General features: G+C 62.4%; 23 protein-coding genes and 1 pseudogene. 13 read left to right on the forward strand and 11 right to left on the reverse strand.

Going from position 1 to position 22,439, the window contains the following annotated elements; genetic code table 11:
- Positions 1-73 precede the first annotated feature (73 nt).
- Positions 74-604: a hypothetical protein gene (locus ACO07W_RS21390; protein WP_421845569.1), complete on the reverse strand. Its 531-nt coding sequence runs from the start codon at positions 602-604 to the stop codon at positions 74-76.
- Positions 605-978: 374 nt separating this feature from the next.
- Between ACO07W_RS21390 and ACO07W_RS21395 the strand changes: the two genes are divergently transcribed.
- Positions 979-1,824, forward strand: a complete 846-nt coding sequence (locus ACO07W_RS21395; RefSeq protein WP_421846155.1) for an alpha/beta fold hydrolase — start codon at positions 979-981, stop codon at positions 1,822-1,824.
- A 169-nt stretch (positions 1,825-1,993) separates the two neighbouring features.
- Here ACO07W_RS21395 and ACO07W_RS21400 read toward each other — a convergent pair whose 3' ends face one another.
- Complete coding sequence (locus ACO07W_RS21400; protein ID WP_421840071.1) at positions 1,994-3,268, reverse strand: IS256 family transposase; 1,275 nt, start codon at positions 3,266-3,268, stop codon at positions 1,994-1,996.
- 132 nt (positions 3,269-3,400) lie between these two features.
- On the opposite strand from ACO07W_RS21400, the pseudogene ACO07W_RS21405 reads away from it, so the two are divergent.
- The 6 genes and pseudogenes from ACO07W_RS21405 to ACO07W_RS21430 all read left to right on the forward strand — a co-directional run.
- Positions 3,401-3,916, forward strand: a pseudogene (locus tag ACO07W_RS21405) (chorismate mutase); the annotation flags it as partial.
- Positions 3,916-4,440, forward strand: a complete 525-nt coding sequence (locus tag ACO07W_RS21410; RefSeq protein ID WP_421846156.1) for a transglycosylase family protein — start codon at positions 3,916-3,918, stop codon at positions 4,438-4,440. The pseudogene ACO07W_RS21405 and the gene ACO07W_RS21410, both read left to right, overlap by 1 nt.
- Positions 4,441-4,490: 50 nt before the next feature.
- On the forward strand, positions 4,491-4,946 hold the full coding sequence (locus tag ACO07W_RS21415) for an SRPBCC family protein (RefSeq protein WP_421846157.1): 456 nt from the start codon (positions 4,491-4,493) through the stop codon (positions 4,944-4,946).
- 190 nt (positions 4,947-5,136) lie between these two features.
- Positions 5,137-5,562 (forward strand): lipoprotein LpqH, encoded by a 426-nt coding sequence (locus ACO07W_RS21420; protein ID WP_421845570.1) that lies wholly within the window; start codon positions 5,137-5,139, stop codon positions 5,560-5,562.
- 108 nt (positions 5,563-5,670) lie between these two features.
- A complete protein-coding gene (locus tag ACO07W_RS21425; RefSeq protein ID WP_421845571.1) occupies positions 5,671-6,987 on the forward strand; it encodes a cytochrome P450 in 1,317 nt (438 codons plus the stop codon).
- Between the two features lie 52 nt (positions 6,988-7,039).
- Positions 7,040-7,501: a nuclear transport factor 2 family protein gene (locus tag ACO07W_RS21430; protein ID WP_421845572.1), complete on the forward strand. Its 462-nt coding sequence runs from the start codon at positions 7,040-7,042 to the stop codon at positions 7,499-7,501.
- Positions 7,502-7,539: 38 nt separating this feature from the next.
- On the opposite strand, the gene ACO07W_RS21435 is transcribed toward ACO07W_RS21430, so the two are convergent.
- From ACO07W_RS21435 to bfr, 5 genes are all read right to left on the reverse strand, one after another.
- Positions 7,540-8,955, reverse strand: a complete 1,416-nt coding sequence (locus tag ACO07W_RS21435) for an amidase (protein ID WP_421845573.1) — start codon at positions 8,953-8,955, stop codon at positions 7,540-7,542.
- Positions 8,956-9,070: 115 nt separating this feature from the next.
- Positions 9,071-10,225: an amidohydrolase family protein gene (locus tag ACO07W_RS21440; protein WP_421846158.1), complete on the reverse strand. Its 1,155-nt coding sequence runs from the start codon at positions 10,223-10,225 to the stop codon at positions 9,071-9,073.
- Between the two features lie 8 nt (positions 10,226-10,233).
- Positions 10,234-11,586: a glutamine synthetase gene (locus ACO07W_RS21445; RefSeq protein ID WP_421845574.1), complete on the reverse strand. Its 1,353-nt coding sequence runs from the start codon at positions 11,584-11,586 to the stop codon at positions 10,234-10,236.
- 49 nt (positions 11,587-11,635) lie between these two features.
- Positions 11,636-12,130: a carboxymuconolactone decarboxylase family protein gene (locus ACO07W_RS21450; protein ID WP_421845575.1), complete on the reverse strand. Its 495-nt coding sequence runs from the start codon at positions 12,128-12,130 to the stop codon at positions 11,636-11,638.
- Between the two features lie 36 nt (positions 12,131-12,166).
- Positions 12,167-12,646 (reverse strand): bacterioferritin, encoded by a 480-nt coding sequence (bfr, locus tag ACO07W_RS21455; RefSeq protein ID WP_421845576.1) that lies wholly within the window; start codon positions 12,644-12,646, stop codon positions 12,167-12,169.
- A 293-nt stretch (positions 12,647-12,939) separates the two neighbouring features.
- Between bfr and ACO07W_RS21460 the strand changes: the two genes are divergently transcribed.
- Entirely contained in the window at positions 12,940-13,116 is a 177-nt protein-coding gene (locus tag ACO07W_RS21460) for a (2Fe-2S)-binding protein (RefSeq protein WP_421845577.1), read from the forward strand.
- A gap of 12 nt (positions 13,117-13,128) precedes the next feature.
- Here ACO07W_RS21460 and ACO07W_RS21465 read toward each other — a convergent pair whose 3' ends face one another.
- Genes ACO07W_RS21465 through ACO07W_RS21475 form a run of 3 tightly spaced genes read right to left on the reverse strand, consistent with a single transcriptional unit; the run spans position 13,129 to position 15,097 of the window.
- Positions 13,129-13,905, reverse strand: a complete 777-nt coding sequence (locus ACO07W_RS21465; RefSeq protein WP_421845578.1) for an enoyl-CoA hydratase/isomerase family protein — start codon at positions 13,903-13,905, stop codon at positions 13,129-13,131.
- Positions 13,906-13,942: 37 nt separating this feature from the next.
- Positions 13,943-14,386, reverse strand: coding sequence for a TIGR03618 family F420-dependent PPOX class oxidoreductase (locus tag ACO07W_RS21470; protein WP_421845579.1), 444 nt, complete (start codon positions 14,384-14,386; stop codon positions 13,943-13,945).
- A gap of 9 nt (positions 14,387-14,395) precedes the next feature.
- A complete protein-coding gene (locus tag ACO07W_RS21475; protein ID WP_421845580.1) occupies positions 14,396-15,097 on the reverse strand; it encodes a hypothetical protein in 702 nt (233 codons plus the stop codon).
- 38 nt (positions 15,098-15,135) lie between these two features.
- Between ACO07W_RS21475 and ACO07W_RS21480 the strand changes: the two genes are divergently transcribed.
- The 5 genes from ACO07W_RS21480 to ACO07W_RS21500 all read left to right on the forward strand — a co-directional run bounded on the left by ACO07W_RS21480 (position 15,136) and on the right by ACO07W_RS21500 (position 20,211).
- Complete coding sequence (locus ACO07W_RS21480; RefSeq protein WP_421845581.1) at positions 15,136-16,440, forward strand: alpha-amylase family protein; 1,305 nt, start codon at positions 15,136-15,138, stop codon at positions 16,438-16,440.
- Between the two features lie 87 nt (positions 16,441-16,527).
- Positions 16,528-17,772 (forward strand): alpha-hydroxy acid oxidase, encoded by a 1,245-nt coding sequence (locus ACO07W_RS21485; RefSeq protein ID WP_421845583.1) that lies wholly within the window; start codon positions 16,528-16,530, stop codon positions 17,770-17,772.
- 126 nt (positions 17,773-17,898) lie between these two features.
- Positions 17,899-18,321, forward strand: coding sequence for a nitroreductase/quinone reductase family protein (locus ACO07W_RS21490; RefSeq protein ID WP_421846159.1), 423 nt, complete (start codon positions 17,899-17,901; stop codon positions 18,319-18,321).
- Positions 18,322-18,362: 41 nt separating this feature from the next.
- Positions 18,363-18,698 (forward strand): TfoX/Sxy family protein, encoded by a 336-nt coding sequence (locus ACO07W_RS21495; RefSeq protein ID WP_421845584.1) that lies wholly within the window; start codon positions 18,363-18,365, stop codon positions 18,696-18,698.
- 238 nt (positions 18,699-18,936) lie between these two features.
- Positions 18,937-20,211 (forward strand): IS256 family transposase, encoded by a 1,275-nt coding sequence (locus ACO07W_RS21500; protein ID WP_421840071.1) that lies wholly within the window; start codon positions 18,937-18,939, stop codon positions 20,209-20,211.
- A 31-nt stretch (positions 20,212-20,242) separates the two neighbouring features.
- Here ACO07W_RS21500 and ACO07W_RS21505 read toward each other — a convergent pair whose 3' ends face one another.
- Positions 20,243-22,384, reverse strand: coding sequence for a hypothetical protein (locus tag ACO07W_RS21505; protein ID WP_421845585.1), 2,142 nt, complete (start codon positions 22,382-22,384; stop codon positions 20,243-20,245).
- Positions 22,385-22,439 lie beyond the last annotated feature (55 nt).

Consider the following 22,439-nt stretch of genomic DNA (forward strand, 5'->3'; position numbering starts at 1 on the left):
CGCTCAATCGGCGATACTCGCTTGGTCACGGGCGTAGCCCCTCCTTCATAGCTTTCGTCGGTTGCGACGGAACCTACGCCCGTGACCATTTACACCAGCGATGAGACGCGACCGCATCTAGTTCTTGCTGTGCCAGCTCTCGGTCGAGCTTCATCTGTTTCCTGTACTCGTCGGCGTTGGTCCGGTGCTGCTGCGCCAGGTCTTGTTCTTCTTCGGACCACCCGGGGTTTTGCCGCACAAATTTCTCGTAGTGCTGAGCGCGGCCCTCTTCTCTTAACGCTGATTGCTCATGTTGCAGCATCTGCCTCAGGTGCATTTTTGCGTTCTCGCGGTGGCGCTGTGCGGTGATCCCTTCAACACGCTCGTTGGCTTCCCGTTCATATTCGTGCGCAGACTCGCGTAGTTTTGCGGCGTCTGCGGCCGCTTGCGCCGATGCGCGAGAGTAGGACACGGATCGATAACCGAAGTCGTTGACCTGCTGGCCGGCTATGTCGGCTTGCGCCTGGCTGGTTTGGGCAAGATCGGTGTGGAAGCGGGCCATTGTGTCGCGCAGGTGGGCGTCGTCGGCGCCGAGACCGTCAAAAAACGACGGGTCGCCTGACATGGGTTGGCCTGTGGAGGGGTCTATGTCCCGGGCATGCGTTGCCCCCGGGCACGCATCCTCGCCGCGTGGGTGAGTCACTAGCTGGTCCGGTTTCTACCCGACTTCGATGTTGCGGGTTTGGCGGGTCAGTTTGTGATTGAGGCTACGTACGGCATCAAGACCTCAACGAGGACGGTGCGCGCTGCCGTTACCTGCCTACAACCGTAGGAACACACGCAGCGACCATGCCCCGCGGCTCAACATCGCAGTGCCCACCTCGGCAATAAACTCGATACGTTCTACCCTCGCACCAAAGATGCTGGGCTTTCCTGCGCTACGAATTTCCGGTAACTTCCGTGCGGTGAATTTGTAGGTTCGCGCAAGGGATGGCCACGATGCCGCAAGCCGCGCTAAAACATGCCACGATTGACTACCGAGTATCAGGACCTGAGGATTCGCCCCACCCTCCCGTCTTGTTTGTCCACGGCATTCTTGTCGACGAGCGCCTGTGGGACCAGGTCGCAGAAGGACTCAGCCGCAGAGGGTTTCGGTGCATCCAACCCACGTGGCCGCTAGGCTCGCACACCACACCGGTCAGCGACAACGCCGACCTCTCCCCCGCCGGTGTTGCCACCATGATCAGTGAATTTATGGTCGCCCTTGGCCTCTCCAACGTGACCCTAGTTGGCAATGACACCGGTGGCGGCCTGTGTCAGCTCGTCATCGCCACCAACCCGAAGCCTGTCGGCCGCTTGGTGCTCACCAATTGCGATGCATTCGAGACGTTCCCACCGTTCCCATTCACCGTCGTCTTTGCGATGCTGAGAGGCCCAAAAACCATCCAGGCAATGCTCACTGCGATGCGGCTGCCGCCGCTGCGGCACTCGCCGCTGGGCTACGGCCTCTTGGTGACCGCGCCGAACTCCGAACTCACGGCGTCGTGGCTCGATCCGTGCCGCAAGGACCCTCGTATCCGCGGCAACCTCGCAACGCTGCTCCGACACGTAGCGGCGACAGATCTGACCGAGGCGTCGACGCACTTTACTCAGTTCGCCAATCCCGTCACGTTAGTCTGGGGCATGCGCGACCGGTGCTTCACGCCCAAGCTCGCCCATCGACTTGCCGCGCTTTTCCCGAACTGCACAATGATCAAGGTGCCCGAAGCGAAGACATTTGTTTCGATCGACGACCCAGCAGCAGTAATTGATGCAATCGCAACAGTTGACACGCACACCAGCTAAGCGGCCCGTCATCACCAGCAGCCGCGGTCAAACTCGTCAAAACCATGTCGCGGCTGCTGTGTCGGTCCTCGGAGGCGGGTTGGCCATGCTGGTCTCCACAGTGGTCGCCGCCTCGGTGGCGTCTTAGGACTGGTGTAAAAACGCTGGGCGCATGTTCCTGGTGGTCATGTTACGCGGCGGTGGTGTCGGTCGTGGTTGTTGTGGTGGGGGGATGCAGTGGGCGGGGTGGCTCGAGCAGTTGGTGGCGTAGTTCTTGGAGGTGGCGGCTGGTCGCTGATGTTTGGGTGACTCCGCGCCAGCCGCGGCTGGCGCGGTCGAGGACGGCCCATACCAGCGACAGACAGCTGGTTTCGCCGGGTAGGCGGCCGATGACCTTGACCCGGCGACGGGATTCTCCGAAGGTGCGTTCGATGAGGTTGGAATGGCGGATGCGTGTCCAGTGTTGGCGGGGGAAGCGCAAATGCACGCTCAGCGAGGCGAAGTCGTTGGCCAGGCAAGCGACCGCGGCTGGGTAGAGCCCGCGGTATGTGGTGGTGAACTCCTCGGCGCGGCGGGTGGCTTCATCCACGGCCTGCTGGCCGGGTGGCTGGTCAATGTCATCGAAGATCGACCAGAACGCGGCTTTGATCTCGTCCTGGACCGCGACAGGTGTCTTGGCGATGACGTTACGGCAGCGATGGATCAGACACCGCTGACGCAGGCTTGCCGGAAACGTGGTCTCCCATGCGGCGATCAGGCCCGGCGCCCCGTCGGAGATGCCCAGTAGCGGCGGGCGTAGTCCCCGGTTCCTCAGGTCAGCCAAGAAGTCGGCCCACGCATCAGCCGACTCCGCTGCGGCTGGGGCCAGCCCAATAAACAGGGGCTTGCCGTCGGTGCAGATGCCCCAGGCGGCCAGCACCGGCTCGGCCGGGGCGTTGGGATGCATCCGAAAGTTCGAGGCATCCAAGAACAGGTAGTCCAACACCAGCTCATCAAGGCGTCGAGACGACCACGCAGCGAACTCGTCTTTGATGGCCGCACAAATCCGGCTCACCGTCGAGCGCGACAACGCCGCCTGCGAGCCCAGCACCTCGGCCAACGCGGCCTCGATGTCGCGATCCGACAAACCGCGCACCCATCCCGAAATCACCAACGCCTCCAGAGCGTGGGTGCGCGTCACCCCGGCACCGAATAGCCGCGAACAGAACCGCTCGTCGGTGTCGCGTAGTTTCGGGCGGCATAATTCGACCGAGCCCATCGTGGTCTTCACCGTCGCCGGCGGTTGATACCCATTGCGGTACCCGCCCGGGCCGTCCTGAACCCGACGCTGGTGACGGGCTCGGCCCAACACTGCTTCTACCTCGGCCTCCACGGCGACCTGAAACACCAGACGCACCGATAACCGCCCGACCTCCTCCAAAATCTCGGTCAACGGCCGCTCGGTCGCGGCGAACAACTGATCCATCTCAACACGCACACGCTCAATCGGCGATACTCGCTTGGTCACGGGCGTAGCCCCTCCTTCATAGCTTTCGTCGGTTGCGACGGAACCTACGCCCGTGACCATTTACACCAGCGATGAGACGCGACCGCCGCCTCCGCTCCGGTACACGCCGACCCCAACCCTCTGATCGCATTGGTCGACGCTGCTGCACAGCGGTTGGCGATCGCCGAGCCGGTTGCAGCGTTCAAATGGCATGCACACCTAGCAGTTGAAGCTCCAGACCGCGTCCGGCAACAACTCGCGACATTGGGCGACCAGGCAGCCGCCGACCACATCGACCGCGGCTACGTCACACAAGTCTTCTCCGACCAGATCAGGGCAACTGAGGCACTCGAGTACAGCCGATTCGCCGACTGGAAGTTCGACCCAGCCACCGCGCCGGCCGCCGCGCAGGACTTATCTGCGTCGCGGTCGGTGATCGATGTCTTGAACAATAAGATTCTGTCTCAGATAAAGCTCAGCTGGAGTTTGCTGCACTCACCGGCGTGCGCTCGCCAACTAGCAGCAGCCAACAGCGAGGCCATACGCAATCACCAGTTCGACAACCTGTATCAACGGGCCCTATCAACCGCAACTGCGTCGTACTGCCAAGCCGATCCGCCGACCTGATCTACCCGCGTAGGCCGTGTTTGCGCCAAACTCGATGCGACCGTCATCCAATCTCACAACTTTCTCTCATCAGTAACGCTATGAGTACGTCCGTCGAAATCCCGGACATGACAACTTTCGCCCAGCGCCTGATCAAGCCCGCGGCAGGCGCCGGTCTCGTTGCTGGGTCACTCGCGCTCTCGACTGGCGTCTCGCACGCCCACTCCCTCAACTGGGATGCCGTGGCGCAGTGCGAGTCCGGCGGAGACTGGACCGCCAACACCGGCAACGGGTTCTACGGTGGACTGCAGTTCAAGCAAAGCACCTGGGAAGAGCACGGTGGCAGCGGCTCTCCGGCGGATGCCACCAGGCACGAACAGATCGCCGTTGCCAACCGGGTCCTGGCTGCGCAGGGACCAGGTGCGTGGCCAAAATGCAGCAAATCGGCGGGTCTGCCAACAATACCGATACAGTTGCCCAAACCAGTACGCCAATTGCAGCACACCGTGAACCAGATCATCGGTCTGTTCATGCCGCACGGATAAATACTGAGGTTCCGGTGGCTGAGCCGGCGCGACCATGTTTGGATCGGACCATGGAAGGTTCGGCTACGGTTCACATGGCGGCGCCCGCGGACAAGATCTGGGACCTGATCGCAGACATCCGCAACACTGGCCGGTTCTCCCCGGAAACGTTCGAGGCCGAGTGGCTCGGTGATGCCACCGGTCCAGCACTCGGCGCTCGATTCCGCGGGCACGTCCGGCGCAACGAGATCGGTCCGGTCTACTGGTCGGTATGCGAGGTAACGGCATGCGAACCGGGCCGAGAGTTCGGGTTTGCTGTGATGCTCGGCGACAGGCCGGTGAACAACTGGCATTACCGCTTAGCGCCTTCGGGCAGCGGCACCGATGTGACGGAGTCGTTTCGACTCACCCCATCACCTTTACTCAGTGTCTATTGGTTGTTCGGTGGTTTCCTGCGCAAGCGCCGCAACATCCGCGACATGACCAAGACGTTGCATCGCATCAAAGATGTTGTCGAAGCAGGGTGAGGACGGTTCGCCCCAGCCACCTGAAACCGACATTCCCACCTGCAGAGCAAGGCGCCACCAGTAAACGCGCCACGCGACTGATCCGACGAATGTCTGCCGACTCCGTCAAAGTTACGTTCCTCCCAACGCCGCCGCCTAAACAGCAGTAGAGTCTCGTGCACATTACTCAGGCTCCCGACGGAGGTGGTTGGTGCAGAACCGGTTGGCCGCGCTGGCAACAGTTGCCCTGATCATCACTGTTGTTGTCTCGGGTTGCGCAGAAGCTCAGTCCACGCCCCGGGCAGGTGCACGTCTAACGATTGGCGACAACACCTGGACGGCAAGTCCGGCCGAATGCAGTCAGGAGCAGGCCTACCGCACGATCAATATCGCCAACCACGCCGGCTGGGTACAGGCAGTGGTGTTACTCAGCGGCGAACGGGTCATACCCAAGTGGGTGAAGATCCGCAACGTCGATGGGTTCACCGGCAGCTTCTGGGAAGGTGGGGTTGGCGACGCGCAGGTCAAACTAGCTAGCGACAAATACACAATCCGAGGCAGCGCGTACGGCATCAAAAACAACAACGATCCCAACAAAGTCGTGACAACGGGTTTCACGATCATCGCGCAGTGCTGAACACTGCGACTAGTCGATCGTTTCGTGCCGGGCTGACCATCATCGGCCACTCCCGGCCTAGGCTTGACGCAAGACCATCTGTTACCCCGCCGATGGACGGAGGGACCAGTGAAGCAGAGATTGCACTGGCTGGCGATGAACGGGTTTATCCGTAGCCTCGCAGCAGTCGGGGTCCGACGAGGCGACTTGCAATCCCGGTTGATCGCCGACCCGAGCGTGGCCGCAGACCCGGTTCCTTTTTACGACGAATTGCGGACCGTAGGCCCGCTAATCCGAGGCCGTGTCAGCTACCTGGCCGTCGACCACGCACTGGCCCACGATCTACTGCGCTCCGACGACTTCCGGGTCGTGATGTTGGGATCGACATTGCCGGCGCCGATGCGATGGCTGGAGCGCCGCACTCGCGACGACCTTCTGCACCCGCTGCGCGCACCGTCACTATTGGCTGTCGAGCCCCCGGAGCACACTCGGTATCGCAAGACAGTTTCGGCGGTGTTTACCCCGAGGGCAGTCGCCGCACTGCGGGACCAAGTTGAGCACACCGCAACCGCTCTCCTGGACCAGCTCGCTGAACAGCCGGGCGTCGTTGACATCGTCGGGCAGTATTGCTCGCAACTCCCGGTCGCAATCATTAGCGAGATCCTGGGTGTGCCGGACCGCGATCGCCGCCGCATCCTCGAATTCGGCGAGCTGGCTGCGCCGAGTCTGGACATTGGCCTGCCGTGGCGTCAGTACCAAAGCGTGCAGGAGGGGATCGCTGGATTCAACCGCTGGCTCACCGAACACTTGCGGCAATTGCGCCGCAACCCACGCGACAATCTGATGAGTCAGCTGATTCAGCAAGCCGAGAGCGGACCTGCTGAAACACGCCTCGACGAAACTGAGCTCCAGGCAATTGCCGGGTTGGTTTTGGCCGCCGGGTTTGAAACCACGGTAAACCTTTTAGGCAACGGGATTCGCATGTTGCTAGACGCACCCAGGCATCTCGTTAGGCTTCGTCAACGCCCGGAGCTGTGGCCGAATGCTGTCGAAGAAGTTCTCCGCCTGGATTCCCCCGTTCAACTCACCGCGCGAGTAGCACTACGTGATGTCGAGGTGGCGGACACACAGATCAACCGCGGCGAGGTTGTCGTGATCTATCTGGGCGCCGCAAACCGCGACCCATCTGTGTTCCCCGCGCCACACCACTTCGATATCGAACGCCCCAATGCCGGAAGGCATCTGGCGTTCTCCGGGGGCCGCCACTTCTGCCTGGGCGCTGCCCTTGCCCGCTCCGAGGGCGAAGTCGGACTGCGGACATTCTTCGAACGATTCCCCGAAGTACAAGCCGCGGGCAGCGGACGTAGGCGCGATACCCGGGTGTTGCGGGGCTGGTCAACACTGCCGGTAACGCTGGGACCGGCACGATCTATGGCGAACCGATGAGGCAACGGTGGGCTCTGGGGCCAGAGTGCGCCAACGGGATACGGGGGGACCTGTGACAGAGGAATCGACAACAGCAGTCCGGGATATCGTTCTAGGCCTTTGGCAGGCACTTTCCCGACGAGACTGGGATTCGATCAAGACATTCTTGTCGATGGACTGCATCTTCGTCGACATGCCGGTTGGCCCGACCGCGGCGGCGCGGGGTCCAGACAACATCGTCAAGCGGCTCAAGGTGGGGCTCGAGCCCTTAGCCGGCTACCAAAACCACGACGGTCTGCTGGTGTGCAACGGCGTCGATGCGATATACGAACACTCCGAGACATGGCGGTTCCGAACAGGCGAGCAAGGTGTCCTGAGATTCGTCACAGTCCACCAGGTCATCGATCAGAAGATCACCCTCTGGAAAGACTATTGGGACATGGCCAGCCTGGTCAGCATTGCGCCGGCTAATTGGCTGGAGGATCTGTCCACCGCCGACATGTCATGGATTTTCGACGCGACCGGGCTGGTCTGAAGTCGTCTCTGGGCTGGGGCTGGTTGAGCTGCCGGCGCTCAGCACCAGATCGGCGGTGGCTGCCACCCGCCAAATACATGCTCGAGGTAGCCCGCGACGGCCAAGGCGACGACGTCCTGCCATGGCCTGGCGACTATCTGAACTCCGATAGGCAATCCGTCCTCGGACGTTCCGCAACGCACCACCGCGGCGGGCCATCCGGTTAGGTTGTGCACCATCAAATGTGAGAAGTCGTTGATCTCAGCCAGACCATGATGGTGCGGCTTGGCCACGGTAGGCATCGCAGGGCAGACGATGACATCGTAATCAGCCATGAACGTCAACATTTCGATTCGATAGGCGTCGATGTCCACCAGGCGATTTCGGACGTCGGTGACAGACAGGTCGAGCTGACGTGCCTGGCGGAGGAACTCAGCCAGCTCCTCTGATGGTGGCACGGCTTGATTTATCGCGCCCATCTCCCGCAGATCTTCTGAAAATCCTCGGCCACGGTCGCCGCCCAGAAAAATCGACTGCCACAGCAGCTCCACCGTGCGACCAAGGCAGGCGGGAGCTGCGTGCTCCACCCCGGAGACCACCTCGCGCAGCGCGTCGGCCGCTTCGGCGACGACAGCGGTGACCTCGTCCGAGGGGGAACTAACACCATCGTGGGTGTAGGTGGCGACCCGGAGCGCGGAGAGATCCACCTCCCCCGGATCGTCTAGCGGAGCAGGCACCGCATACGGATCTTGTAGATCAGGTCCGGCCATGATCGAGAGCCCCAGAAAGAGATCCTGCACCGACCGTGCCATCGGCCCGTAGCAGATGAACGAACCGAAAATGCCTAACGCATCGCCGAAGACACTTCCCGTGCGCGGAATGCGACCGTGTGTCGGCTTGAGTCCGGCAATGCCCGCGTTGTGGCACGGTTGGCGAATACTGCCACCGCCATCGGAACCGACGCTGAGTGCTGCGCCTCCGGCAGCGACCAATGCCGCTGAACCACCGCTGCTGCCGCCGGGTGTCTTGGACAGGTCGTAGGGATTGTTGGAGCGGCCGTACAGGCTGTTGTTGGATTCGCCTCCCCTGGCCAGTTCAGGGACGTTTGTCAGACCGAGCACGATGGCTCCTTCAGTCCGAAGTCGCGATACCGCGGTGGCGTCGGCGTTGGCTGGTCCGCGCAGAGCGCGACTCCCGCCGGAGCAGGCCAGCCCGGCCACCCGCATGACGTCCTTGACTGCCACCGGCAGTCCATGGGCCGCGCCCAGCGGAACTCCACGCGCGGCGCACCGATCCGCGTGCGCCGCCTGTTTGAGGCACTGCTCTGGATCAGCGGCCTCGACCAGCGCGTTGAGCATAGGATTGACCGTCTCGATGCGCCTTAGGTGCGCGTGCATAACTTCGGCGCACGATGCTGAACCGCTCTTCATTATGCGAACCAGTTCGTGAGCCGGCAGATCGCACAAATCGGTCATGCTGAGAACCTACAACGGAGTTTGCCCGCACACTGCGTACCCGCATGCTCGTGGCCACACGTTCTCATTTCACAACGGCACCGCGCCGGCTAGGAGCTGCGGCAGTTCATCGACCTTAGCCAGCCGAGCCGTGAGCGCCACGGTCGGCCAATTGGTAGACGCGGGCGGCATTTTCGTGGGCAATTAGCTCGACAACACGAATAGCATCGGCCTCGCTCCACTCGCCGCTGTCGACAAAATTCCGAAGTACGCGGTGAATACCATTGCGCCACAAAGCCGCGCCCAGAAAGTGCAGTTCCGACGGCCCATAACCGTCCGACGAGTACAAGATCTTCCGGAATGGCGCCAGCTCTAGCAGCCGAGCGATGAACGCCGACGCCTGAGCCCCCAAATAATTGATGCTCAGCCCACCGTCAAGGTAGACATTATTGAAGGCCTGAGCAAGATAACCGGCTTCACGTTCATAGGGATAGCAGTGCAGCAACACAATGGGGGTATCTCGGGTCTGCCGCAGAAAGTCGAGCAGAAACAGCGGATTCGCTTTGTTCAGGTCACATTCCCGGTCACCGAAGCCGACATGAAACTGCAGCGGCTTACCCAACCGCAGAGCCTGGTGCAGCCCGAAACGCAGCAGAACCCGATCATCGAGCCGCACGCCGCCGCGATCACGCCACCGGCTGGCGGCTTCAGCCACCTCAGACGGTGACGGTTCGGTTAGATCGCCGCCGAACCCGCCCCGGTAAGCCAAAATGGACTTGGTTGCTATCGCAGTTGCCGCGCGCCGATGCAGGATCTCCGCGAAGGCCGACGCGTAGTCGCCGGACGCCTGTGCGGCTTGCTCGGCCACTTGTTCGAGACGAACAATCTCGTGGGCACTGCCGCCGGACAGTTCACCTAGCTCTGCCACGTCGGCGACGTCACCCCCGACACCGGTGTCGACCAGCCAATAGGCCACACCAGCGGACCGAAGAAACAGGCGGGCCAACTCAGCTTCGCTGAATTGACTGCGGCGTGCCCAATACTGATGCGGTTCAGCGTGGCTAGGCAGTCCCAGGACGGGGCTACAGCGAGCGCGGATGGCGAATCCGAGCTGCGAGTCGAACCCGGAGTCGAAGTCCGCGAGCGGTTCAACGTTGGCCTCATTGAGCGCATTCTCGAACCGGCGCCGATCATGCGCTGTCAACCAACAACCGTGTACGTGATGATCGATCAACGCGACATCGCCGATGCACTCGGCCAGAGCCGATCCCGACGAGCCGGAATTCGTGATCGGCGCGTTCACAGGCTCCATGCCATTCGGAACTTGTCGGCCAGCTGTTCCGGGCTGAGGTCGGAATAACGCTCCTGCACGAGGCGGCGAACGGCAACCACCGCATCTACTGCGGGGTCGCCGAGGATACCCCGAAGCTTTTCTGAATTATCAAGTGCGGTAATCACGTCAACCGGAGAATCGGGCATACGCAGGATGCCGGAACGGTCACGCTCATGGTCGGTCAGGCGGGCCGGGTCCACCGTCGTTTCCGGGGGCAGCACCGCGTTGCCCTTAATGCCGTCGAGCGCCAACCCCAGAATTGCTGCCGAAGCAAAATAGGGATTCGCCGAGGGGTCGACAACCTTCACTTCGACATTCCCACCATATGACGTGCCCGGACCTCCCCTGACGAATCGAACTGCTGCCTCTCGGTTTTCGACACCCCAACACGCATATACGCCGGCCCAGTTACCGGGCCGCATACGCAAACCGGACACGATCGATCCGCACAAGATGCCCTGTGCTTGAGGCAGCCCGCGAACGACCCCGGCGACCGCTTTTGCACCCGTCGGCGTCATCCCGGCCGTGCCGGTTCCTTCGGTAAACAGCGAGCCTTGCGACGTGGTCAAGGAAAAGTGCTGGTGTGCGCCCGAACCAACCTTGCCGGCGAAGGGCATCGGCGACAAGCTCACCCGCAGCCCATGGCGGCGAGCTGCGCGGCCAATGATGATCCGAGTCAGTACCAGCTGGTCGGCGGCTGCGACCGGCGGCTTCGGCACCAACGAGAGTTCGAACTGATTGGCACCGAACTCGGGATGGAACTGTTCGATCCCGACACCGGCGGCAGCGGCCGACGTGGTGACATCGCGAATGAAATCCTCGTACTCCAGTACGCCCGCAATGCCATACTGCGCCCACAGTGTGGACGGCAGTTGGCTTCCATCCGGATGCACCAGGAGAAATTCGATTTCGTGACCGACCATCGCGTCGATTCCAGCCTCCGCGAGGGCATTTTCGATCCGGCCGAGTGTTCCGCGGCTGCATGCGGGAACCGGTGTGCCGTTTTGTTCGAAGAACCCTGCAGGCGCCCATGCCAACCCGTTGCCCAGGGCTCGTAACGCTGACACGTCGATGCGCAGCCTCTGATCGCCGACCACACCGACCTCTTCGGTAAATGCGATGCCGTTCTGGTCGGTGGCGAAGCCGTGCCAGGTAGGGCTAGCACCGAGCCCGGGATGGACGAATGCATTGGTCCGGCACACCGGCACGGTCTTGGCGTGAGTGAGCCCGGCGGGGTTCACCACGGTTCCGATGACAGTGTCGACGCCCTCGGCCTCCAGTTGTGCGATCGCTGCGGCGGCGAGGGGTGTGGCTGTCATGGCAGTCATTGTGCAGCGCCGGCCGGCCGGGTCGGGGTCCGCCCCGCGGCTATCTGCGGCTGGGCAGGGTCAGCTTGCAAGCCTGGCCAATGTCAAGGGTGCGTAGCACTCGCCCCATACCCACCCACAACGCGCACGACAATGCTAGGTCGGCGAGCAACTCCTCGGAGAAGTGATCGCGGCACCGGCTCCAGAAGTCTTCGTCGTCGCGCAGCACGGTGTGCTCGGTTGCGAACCGATGCGCAAACTCGGCCGCCAGCCGCTCCTGATCGCTATACCCTGGCCAGGTGCGCCACTCCAACGCGTGGTCGTATAGCTCTTCGTCAACTCCGGCTGCGGGTCCATCGGCGTCACGAGTGTTGACGCAAACGGTGCATTCATTGTTGTGGGCTATCACCGCCCTGGCGAGTTCACGGGTGCGTATTGGCAACCGGTTGCTTGTGTATACGGCCTGGCTGAAGGCAGCGAGCGAACCCCCGATTTCGGGGGACTTCACAACCCAGCCAGCCACATCGTCGTCGGCAAATGTCCCGATTCGGCTCATGGCGAGATGTTACGCCCGAAGCCTGCCTCCGAGTGGTCAGCTCGGTGGCCGGGAGACACACTGTGCCGAGTAGAGCTCCTCGCCCAGTTTTTCCATCAGCTCCAGCTGGGTCTCCAAGTAGTCGATGTGGCTTTCCTCATCAGCCACGATCTTCTCGAGCAGGATGGCACTGGTGCTGTCCTGCTTCTCCCGGCACATAACGATTCCGGGCTTGAGACGCTTCAATACGTCGTGTTCGATCGCGAGGTCGGCCTCAAACTGCTCCCGCAGCGTTTGGCCGACCCGCAACGAGCCGATGCGCTGGTAGTTCGGCAACCCGTTCAGCAACAAAATTCGGTCGGTAATCGCCTCGGCGTGCCGCATTTCGTCAAAAGACTCGGCGCGAGTGTGCGCGGCGAGCTCGGTAAAACCCCAGTTCTCCTGCATTTTTGCGTGCAGAAAGTACTGGTTGATGGCCGTGAGTTCGCTGGTCAACTGCTCGTTGAGCAGGCGCAAGACATCTGGATCACCGTGCATGAACACTCCTACTGTGCGAAGGCTGTCAAATGTGCGTTAGGCGGGCTGGGCTGGAGCACCACCTGGGGCTGTAGCGGCACTTTGTCGTGCCGCGTTTCAACCTAGTGCACGCTAGTGCACCTCGCCGAGGCATGCGGACGGGCTGGTCGGACCGCGTGTCGCCCAGTTAGGTTAGACTTCACTAATCAAGTTAGGTTAGACTCCTCTAATATGCGGCCTGTTCATTTGCCGGTATGGCCAGTGATCCAGACACCGCCGTATGCCGTTCGTGAGCACCTTCCTGGAGCCTGCTGATGTACGTGTGCCTGTGCGCCGGAACCACCAATCAAACGGTGTGCGAAGCTGTCGCGCGCGGTGCTTCGACGCCTCGAGAAGTTGCAGCCGCGTGCGGCGCCGGCGGCGACTGCGGGCGTTGCCGACACACGCTGCGGGCGATCATTGCTGCGTCTAGTTCGGCCCTGCCGGGCTAGATCGCACCCCATTCAATCGGGCCGCTTTTTTGAATCGGGTTTTCCCTGGTTGAAGTCGGCCAGCGCGGCCGCGTTGGCCTGGGCGCCCATCAACTCGGCGAAGTGGGCGTTTTCCCGCTCGATTGCCGCCCTAGTCTCGGCACGGATAGGTTCGACGAGCGTGTGCTTGACCGCCATCAGACTAGAAAGCGGCCGGGAGGCCAGGACTTCGGCGTGACGACGGGCTTCAGACAGTAACTCATCCGGTTCGCAAACTCGCCAGACCAACCCCATCCGCAGTGCCTCATCTGCGTCGATCCATTCAGAGGACATCAACAACCATGCAGCGTTCTGTCGCCCCACCAGCTGCGGCAGCAGATACGACGACGCCGCCTCGGGCGCAACACCCAAACTGGTGAACGGGCACTTCAGGCGAGCCGTCGACGACATGAATGCCAGATCTGCATAACCCAGGATCGTCGTGCCAATTCCGAGCCCAAGGCCATTTACCGCGCAGATCAGCGGTTTAGGAAAGCTGCTGAGCGCGTCGATGAGTCCGGTGAAACTGTACTTCCCCGGCGTGAAATCCGGGTCGGTGATGCGTGCCTGCATTTCAGCGAGATCGGTACCCGCACTGAAACCTCGTCCGGCACCGGTCAACAAGGCAACCGACACGCGCGGATCTTCGGCGGCAGCAAACAGCGCTTCCGCGGTCGCATCATAGAGCTCTTCGTTAAAGGCATTGAGTGCTTCGGGCCGGTTCAGCGTGAGGGTGCGCACCCGGTTCTCGTCATCGATCTGCAGCGTCACGGCTGAAGCCTAACCCGCAAACGGAACGGGTCGAGACTCAGCGGTTGCTATAGACGCGAGTCGGTGCAATAAGCACCACAGCACGCCGCTCCCCAGTCATCACCCGGTCGTACTCCGACCAATTGTCGTGGGTACCACCGGCCGCTGTGAAAACCGTGCGCAGCAGCAGACTCAGCTGGCCGGAATCGACGAGCCAGGCTGGCGAGTCGTCTGGGCCGGCCAGCTCCGCGCGACCTTCAACGGTCGCCCACTGCCATCCGTTGCGGAAGGTGACGGCAAGTTGCGGCCTTGCTCGCAGATTGGCGAGTTTGACCTTGCCATAGGTGGTGAAACCCAGAACCTCTTGTCCCCCCGCAGGGTGCGGCAACAAACCAACATTCACTAGCGAAGCCTGAACGGTCCCGTCGGCACGCACGGTAGAGATAACCGCTAGACCGGATTCTGCCGCGGCCAAGGCCACGGCGTCGTGGAGATTTGTCATCCCGAGTCCTCACTCTGTGAACGGTGTCGTCAAGACGTAGCGGCTGGTCGGCACGGTATCGATGTTCTCGCTGGCGCCGAATGCCGTTGTGCTGGCTACCATTCGGTTTAGCCGATTTTGCAGGTCGTTGTCGTCGGCCGCCCCGAAGAATGCCTTCAGATCGCTAGTCGCCGCTAACGGGAACAGCTCTTCGACGATTCCCGCAATTCGGGGTGCATCCGCGGTGAGGGCTCTTACCACCCAGTTTTGGGTATAGCCGAAAGTTGCCTGGGTTTCGATGGCAACCGGTGTGTGATCGTGCTGCCAACGGTTCAGCCAAGTCGCCTGGTCCAGCCCGGCCGGCCGGCGTAGCAGCGCAATGTTGGCCAAACCTGGTGTTCGAATACCGACTTCATGATTGGGCGTGGTCAGTGGGACAGACTCGGTGACCAGGTAGGCAGCCAACTGTTCGGATTCCTGGGCGAGCAGGCCCAGCGCTGCCTCCATCTGGTCGCCATAACATTGCTGGGTCCACATGCTCACCACCGCAGCAACCGGCGGATCCAACGTCGTTAATGTCATCAGTGACGCACGCACGGCGCTGTCGCGAACATTGACCGATAACCCAAGAACGCCTAGCCCCAGCAGAGCGTCAGCGACCGGCCCCCGTTGGCGATCGCACCACTCGTCGGTTGGGTCGGCACGCATCAGCACGGCTATTACCTTCTCCATAGGCCCGAACTTACATTCGCTAGAGGAGGAAGCTTGGTTTGAGCGCATCCTGGGTGAGCCACACGATTTGGTGGCAGGTTTATCCGCTGGGCTTCGTCGGCGCTTTTCCGACAGTATCGGCACCGGATCCTGGTGAACATCGGCTGCGTCGACTTGTCGGCTGGCTCGATCACGCCATCGAACTGGGCGCATCCGGGATAGCGCTGGGACCGATCTTCGCCTCGCGCACCCACGGTTACGACACCACCGACCACTACCGCATTGATCCCCGGCTTGGCGACGATTCCGACTTCGACGACTTGATCACCGAGGCGCATCGCCGCGGCATGCGCGTCCTACTCGACGGTGTGTTCAACCACGTCGGCCTGGACTTCCCGCGCTACCGCGACGCGCAGCACGATGGCGCGTCGGCAGAGTGGTTCCGCGGGCAGCCGGGTTGTTTCGCTACGTTCGAAGGCCACTCCGAGCTCATTGCCCTCAATCACGACAACCAGGAGGTTATCGACTACACCGTCGAAGTCATGTCGTATTGGCTGCAACGCGGTGCGGATGGCTGGCGATTGGACGCGGCTTACGCTGTTCCACAAAGATTTTGGTCGACCACGTTGTCGCAGGTACGCGAGTTGCATACCGATGCTTGGTTCGTCGGCGAATTCATTCACGGCGATTATCCGGCTCACGTCGGTGCCGCCGGGTTCGACTCGGCCACGCAGTACGAACTGTGGAAGGCCATCTGGAGCAGCCTCAACGACGCCAACTTCTACGAACTGGACTGGGCGCTGCAGCGACACAACCGGTTTCTGACGAGCTTCGCGCCACTGACCTTCGTGGGCAACCACGATGTCACCCGCATAGCCAGCCGCCTCGACAACCCCGATCACCTGGCGCACGCCGTCGTGATCCTGCTGACCGTGGGCGGCGTTCCGAGTGTTTACGCAGGCGACGAATTCGGCTTCCGCGGTTTCAAGGAAGATCGATACGGCGGCGACGACGCGGTACGCCCGGAGTTTAGCTCTGCGCCGGTGTCCTCAGCCGGATCAGACACGTGGCTCCACACGTTGCACCGATACCTCATCGGGTTGCGCCGCCGGCACCCATGGCTACACACAGCCTCAACCGACCCCTTGCTTCTCGACAACCGGCACTACGTCTACCGCACGCACTACCGCGAGGATGCACTGTTGGTGGCACTCAACGTCGACGAGCGGCCTCTGCAACTGACCCTGCCGGAGCTGGGCACCCGACGGGCAAAGGTGATCGCCGGATCCACTGCACCACCGCAGGATGTCGTTGAGACCGTGGTCGTTGAAGCGCAGGGCTGGCGGATCTTGCAGCCTCTCTGATAACGGGCCGCGGCTCGGTCAGCACGAGCGCAACGGTCGCATGCCTGTTCCCGCTGGACGGCAGCCGCACACTGGTTAAATGGCACAATGGCGGTCAAACGGCAGGTGCCCAAACTACGCGAACTAGCGCCTCTGATCAGGTTCAGAAAGCCTCAATTCGACCGCACCAAAAGGCGTCTCGATGCTGCGCTGACCATCTATGATCTGCGCCGCATCGCCAAACGACGCACCCCCAAGGCCGCATTCGACTATACCGACGGCGCCGCCGAGGACGAGGTTTCCATCCAACGCGCTCGACAAGCCTTCCTCGACATCGAGTTTCACCCGACCGTCCTGCGCGACGTCACCAATGTGCGCACCGGATGGGACGTTCTGGGCCAGCAGGTTGCTATGCCGTTCGCGATCGCGCCAACCGGGTTGACTCGGCTTATGCACACCCAAGGCGAGATCGCCGGCGCCCGGGCGGCAGCCGCAGCCCGGATCCCGTTCTCGCTATCCACCCTGGCCACGTGTTCCATCGAAGACGTCGTCAACGCTGTTCCGGAGGGACGCAAATGGTTCCAGCTGTATATGTGGCGTGACCGAGATCTTTCGATGGCGTTGGTGCAGCGCGCGGCCGACGCGGGATTCGACACCATGCTGATCACCGTCGACGTTCCGGTGGCCGGCGCGAGGTTGCGCGATACTCGAAACGGGATGGCTATCCCACCCGCGCTAACAATGCGAACAGTGCTCGACGCACTACCGCATCCGCATTGGTGGTTCGACCTCTTTACCACCGAGCCGCTCTCCTTCGCATCGCTGAGTCGATGGTCAGGCACGGTCGGCGAGTACTTGAACAGCGCGTTCGATGCTAGCGTCACATTCGACGATCTGGCCTGGATCAAAGACCAATGGCCCGGCAAGCTCGTCGTCAAAGGCATCCAAACGCTCGACGACGCCCGTGCCGCTGTGGATTGCGGAGTTGACGGCATCGTGTTGTCCAATCACGGTGGCCGCCAACTCGATCGAGCTCCGGTGCCTTTCCACCTGCTTCCCGCGGTTGCACGCGAGCTCGGCAAAGACACCGAGATCCTGGTCGACACGGGCATCATGTCGGGTGCCGATATCGTTGCGGCCATCGCCCTGGGAGCGCGATGCACGCTAGTTGGACGTGCCTACCTTTACGGCCTGATGGCCGGCGGTGAAACGGGCGTGCAACGCGCGATCCAGATCCTTGAGGCCGGTGTGACCCGAACCATGCAGCTACTGGGTGCCAGCTGCCTAGAGGAGCTTTCTCCTCGGCATGTCATCCAACTGCGGCGACTGGCCCCGCTGGCGCCGCCCGAATAGCTCCGCCACCGCCATCAACGCGCCGCGGTGCGGCTGTCACTACGGTCGCAGAACGCACCGTCGAGAACAAACCGGCGCTGACCAGCAGTTGACCGCAACAAGTTGGACTTTGGGAAGACCCGCGCCGTGAAGTGGGCGCAGAGTTCATCCTGCTCGGCGTTTAATGTAGCCGTGAACCTGAAACGACGGCTAGTCCATCGCATGCAGCGACTGGTAGTCAATCCGATCGGCCGGCGATTGCCGGTGACCATGCTTGAAACTATCGGACGCAAGACAGGACAACCGCGGCGTACCGCGGTGGGCGGGAAACTGGTGAACAACCAGTTTTGGATGGTCTCCGAACACGGCGACCATTCAGACTACGTACGTAACATCAAGGCCGATCCGACTGTGCGGCTGCGAATTAGAGGCCGCTGGCGCACCGGGGTCGCGCATCTGCTCACCGAGGACGACCCGTGGCTGCGGCTGCGGAGCTTGCCCCGGCTCAACAGCGCAGGAGTGCGGACGATGGGAACCGAGTTACTCACCATTCGACTAGATCTGGACTAAAAACGCCGCAGATCCCGAGTAGCCGAGTTTATCGTCTTCTCGTGGCCTACGACGAAGACCTAGCTAACCGGATCCGAGAAATCCTTGGCCCCGCGCAAGGCCTCGAAGAAAAGCGAATGTTCGGCGGACTTGCGTTCCTGATCGCTGGACGTCTGGCCGTCGCGGCTAGCGGGTACGGCGACCTGATGGTGCGGGTGCCGCCGGAAGACACCGACAAGCTACTGGGGCGTGCCCACGTCGAGCCGATGGTCATGGCAGGACGTGAGGCCCGGGGTTGGTTACGCATTACTGCCGATGGATTCAAATCCAAACGCCAGCTTGAAAGTTGGGTCACTCGAGGCCTGCGATCGGCGCGCAGTCTGCCGCCGCGAAAGTAGCATCATACTGGCGCGTAACGCCGCAGATACACGGCGACTAACCCCCATGGCCTTGCGCGACCCCTACCGGCCACGCGCCATTAGTCAGCCACGGGCTGTGATCCCAGTTCGTGGTCGCGTCTCATCGCTGGTGTAAATGGTCACGGGCGTAGGTTCCGTCGCAACCGACGAAAGCTATGAAGGAGGGGCTACGCCCGTGACCAAGCGAGTATCGCCGATTGAGCGTGTGCGTGTTGAGATGGATCAGTTGTTCGCCGCGACCGAGCGGCCGTTGACCGAGATTTTGGAGGAGGTCGGGCGGTTATCGGTGCGTCTGGTGTTTCAGGTCGCCGTGGAGGCCGAGGTAGAAGCAGTGTTGGGCCGAGCCCGTCACCAGCGTCGGGTTCAGGACGGCCCGGGCGGGTACCGCAATGGGTATCAACCGCCGGCGACGGTGAAGACCACGATGGGCTCGGTCGAATTATGCCGCCCGAAACTACGCGACACCGACGAGCGGTTCTGTTCGCGGCTATTCGGTGCCGGGGTGACGCGCACCCACGCTCTGGAGGCGTTGGTGATTTCGGGATGGGTGCGCGGTTTGTCGGATCGCGACATCGAGGCCGCGTTGGCCGAGGTGCTGGGCTCGCAGGCGGCGTTGTCGCGCTCGACGGTGAGCCGGATTTGTGCGGCCATCAAAGACGAGTTCGCTGCGTGGTCGTCTCGACGCCTTGATGAGCTGGTGTTGGACTACCTGTTCTTGGATGCCTCGAACTTTCGGATGCATCCCAACGCCCCGGCCGAGCCGGTGCTGGCCGCCTGGGGCATCTGCACCGACGGCAAGCCCCTGTTTATTGGGCTGGCCCCAGCCGCAGCGGAGTCGGCTGATGCGTGGGCCGACTTCTTGGCTGACCTGAGGAACCGGGGACTACGCCCGCCGCTACTGGGCATCTCCGACGGGGCGCCGGGCCTGATCGCCGCATGGGAGACCACGTTTCCGGCAAGCCTGCGTCAGCGGTGTCTGATCCATCGCTGCCGTAACGTCATCGCCAAGACACCTGTCGCGGTCCAGGACGAGATCAAAGCCGCGTTCTGGTCGATCTTCGATGACATTGACCAGCCACCCGGCCAGCAGGCCGTGGATGAAGCCACCCGCCGCGCCGAGGAGTTCACCACCACATACCGCGGGCTCTACCCAGCCGCGGTCGCTTGCCTGGCCAACGACTTCGCCTCGCTGAGCGTGCATTTGCGCTTCCCCCGCCAACACTGGACACGCATCCGCCATTCCAACCTCATCGAACGCACCTTCGGAGAATCCCGTCGCCGGGTCAAGGTCATCGGCCGCCTACCCGGCGAAACCAGCTGTCTGTCGCTGGTATGGGCCGTCCTCGACCGCGCCAGCCGCGGCTGGCGCGGAGTCACCCAAACATCAGCGACCAGCCGCCACCTCCAAGAACTACGCCACCAACTGCTCGAGCCACCCCGCCCACTGCATCCCCCCACCACAACAACCACGACCGACACCACCGCCGCGTAACATGACCACCAGGAACATGCGCCCAGCGTTTTTACACCAGTCCTAAGACGCCACCCAGTTCGTCAGCAGCTTCATTAACCGGCATCCACGTGCGATTGATTACCTCGGGCGGGGGCTGGGCCTGCAAACGTTCGCGTTCAGCGCGCCGACGTTTGATCCGCAGCCCGGCGTCCGCGGGCATGGTTGCCAGTTCGTCGCACGTCAGGTAGTACACGTCAGGGACCGTCTCGATCAAACCGGCGGTGACCCGTCGAGACCCAATTTCGCGCAACGTCATCCGAAGCTCGTGCGTGTACCGGATGGTTGTGTCGTAGGCCAGCTCACGCGACTCTCGGGAGCTGGCAGCCAACCGCCAGGCCAGCGACACCCGTCGCGCCGGCTCAGTGGACACGATGTCAGCTAATTTTGAAGCCACCTTCAGCAGCAACGCAGGATCGTCATCGAACGTCGAATTTTCCAGTTCCGCCTCCCCTAACCCGCGGTACCCGATCCGGGCAACAGCCGTGTCCAAGGCGGCGGCGGCCTTCGGAGACGACGCACGGACGCCGGCGAGGTTGCCGTCGGCGGCGAGGGCACGCAAGGGTGGGTCAGCGCTGAGCACCGCCGCTAGCGAATCGGCCGCATCCTCGATGCGGCTGCTCTCCATGATGGCGCCCAACCCGGGGACGCGCGACCCCGCCCGAGTTTGCTCCAGCGCCGCCGCGGTAACACCGGTATCGATCACCCAGAGGGCTGTGAGGATCCAGCCCTGGTGGATCCGATCCCGCAATAGCCGGATCCGAACGTCCAGGCTGGCGTCGGGCAGCGCGGTCAACTGCCCCGCATCGAGGTGCTCAGCGATCACAGCGGCGTGGTAGGCCTCAGTGTCGCTCCTGATGTGGCGTAGCAACACCAGCGAACGCGTCGCGACGACGACTTTGGCAGCCGGCCCGAGCAGGCCGCCTGCCAGCTGCGGTCGACCGAACGGCAAGAGGTCCGGCACCTTTGACTGCTCGCCCAGTGCGCGCTGCGTAATGGCCTGAGCATCCCAGCCGGGCAGCTGGGCAGCAGCGACGATATTTGCCGACACGCCAACGTAGGGGCGATGGCCAAACACCGCGATGGCCCTGTTTCCCCATTCATCGGCAACCACCTCGCCGAGCGCCAGCACCTGGCCCGTCACCCGGCTCGCTGTGCGCAGGCCACTCAATTGGACATCCAATGTCATCGGGGTCAACGTTCCGGGCAACACCTCAGCGAGAGCCGACGCACTGAATACCGGGAATCGCGGGTCAATCCGGTCGTCGAACTCCCCCTCTAGCCCGTCCGGTGCTGCGCAACTCAAGGGTTCGCCGTCGGCTTGCCCGATCCGGGGCAACGCCTCCACCGGAAGCGCCAGTTGACTTGGCACACTGACGGCGCCTGCGGCGTCGAGGCGCCGCCCCACGAGCCCACGTCCGGTGTCGACGATCGCCTCGGTCGCCTGCCAGCCAAACTCAAACATCCAATCCTCTTGCGCACTAGCGATATCCATGTCAGGAATCAACTGCGCCCAGCTGGGTACCCGGTGCGCCCGCAGCCGCGGATCAACGGATCGCAGCAGACGCCACGCGGTAACCACATTGGTGGTGTCCGGGGTCGCCAGGTCCACCACGCCGTCGCGATCGGTATTCAACGCAAGAACAAGGAAACGGACCAGGTCATCGAGGTGCAGGACACGCATTGGCTCGGCTGAAACCTTGGCCCGCAGCAATGTGGCCACGGTTCGGCACACCATCCAGTCGAGCTGGCGGCCGACCGGGGGTGCGATCCGGATGACCAAACTCGGTGCCCAGCTCGTGGATACCAACGTCTCAGCCTGCTGGTAGAGCTCCGGTCGCCCGGCGGCCTGCGAGACAAACAACAACCGCGAACCGGCACGAGCGGCCGCATGAGCCACCCGCGCGACGCCATTGATACCGACGCCCCCTGGCGCCCGGGTATCGACCGGCGCGAGGTGGATGACTACGTCGGCCTCATTGGCCAAGTCTTGCAGCACACGACCACCTAGCGGCGCGCAAACAAAATCAACGTTGGGATCCAGACATTCGTGCGGGTGCCGCGCAATCCCGCTAACCGTGTGCCCGGCAGCGATCAATTGACGCGAAACCAACCTGCCGACCGCCCCGGCAGCATCGGTAACCAGCACCTGCACCCGGCCTCACCTCCACGAACATTCACCCATGACAATAGGCACATCGATGTGATTT

It is taken from the genome of Mycobacterium sp., from assembly GCF_965230835.1.
Classification (GTDB): domain Bacteria; phylum Actinomycetota; class Actinomycetes; order Mycobacteriales; family Mycobacteriaceae; genus Mycobacterium.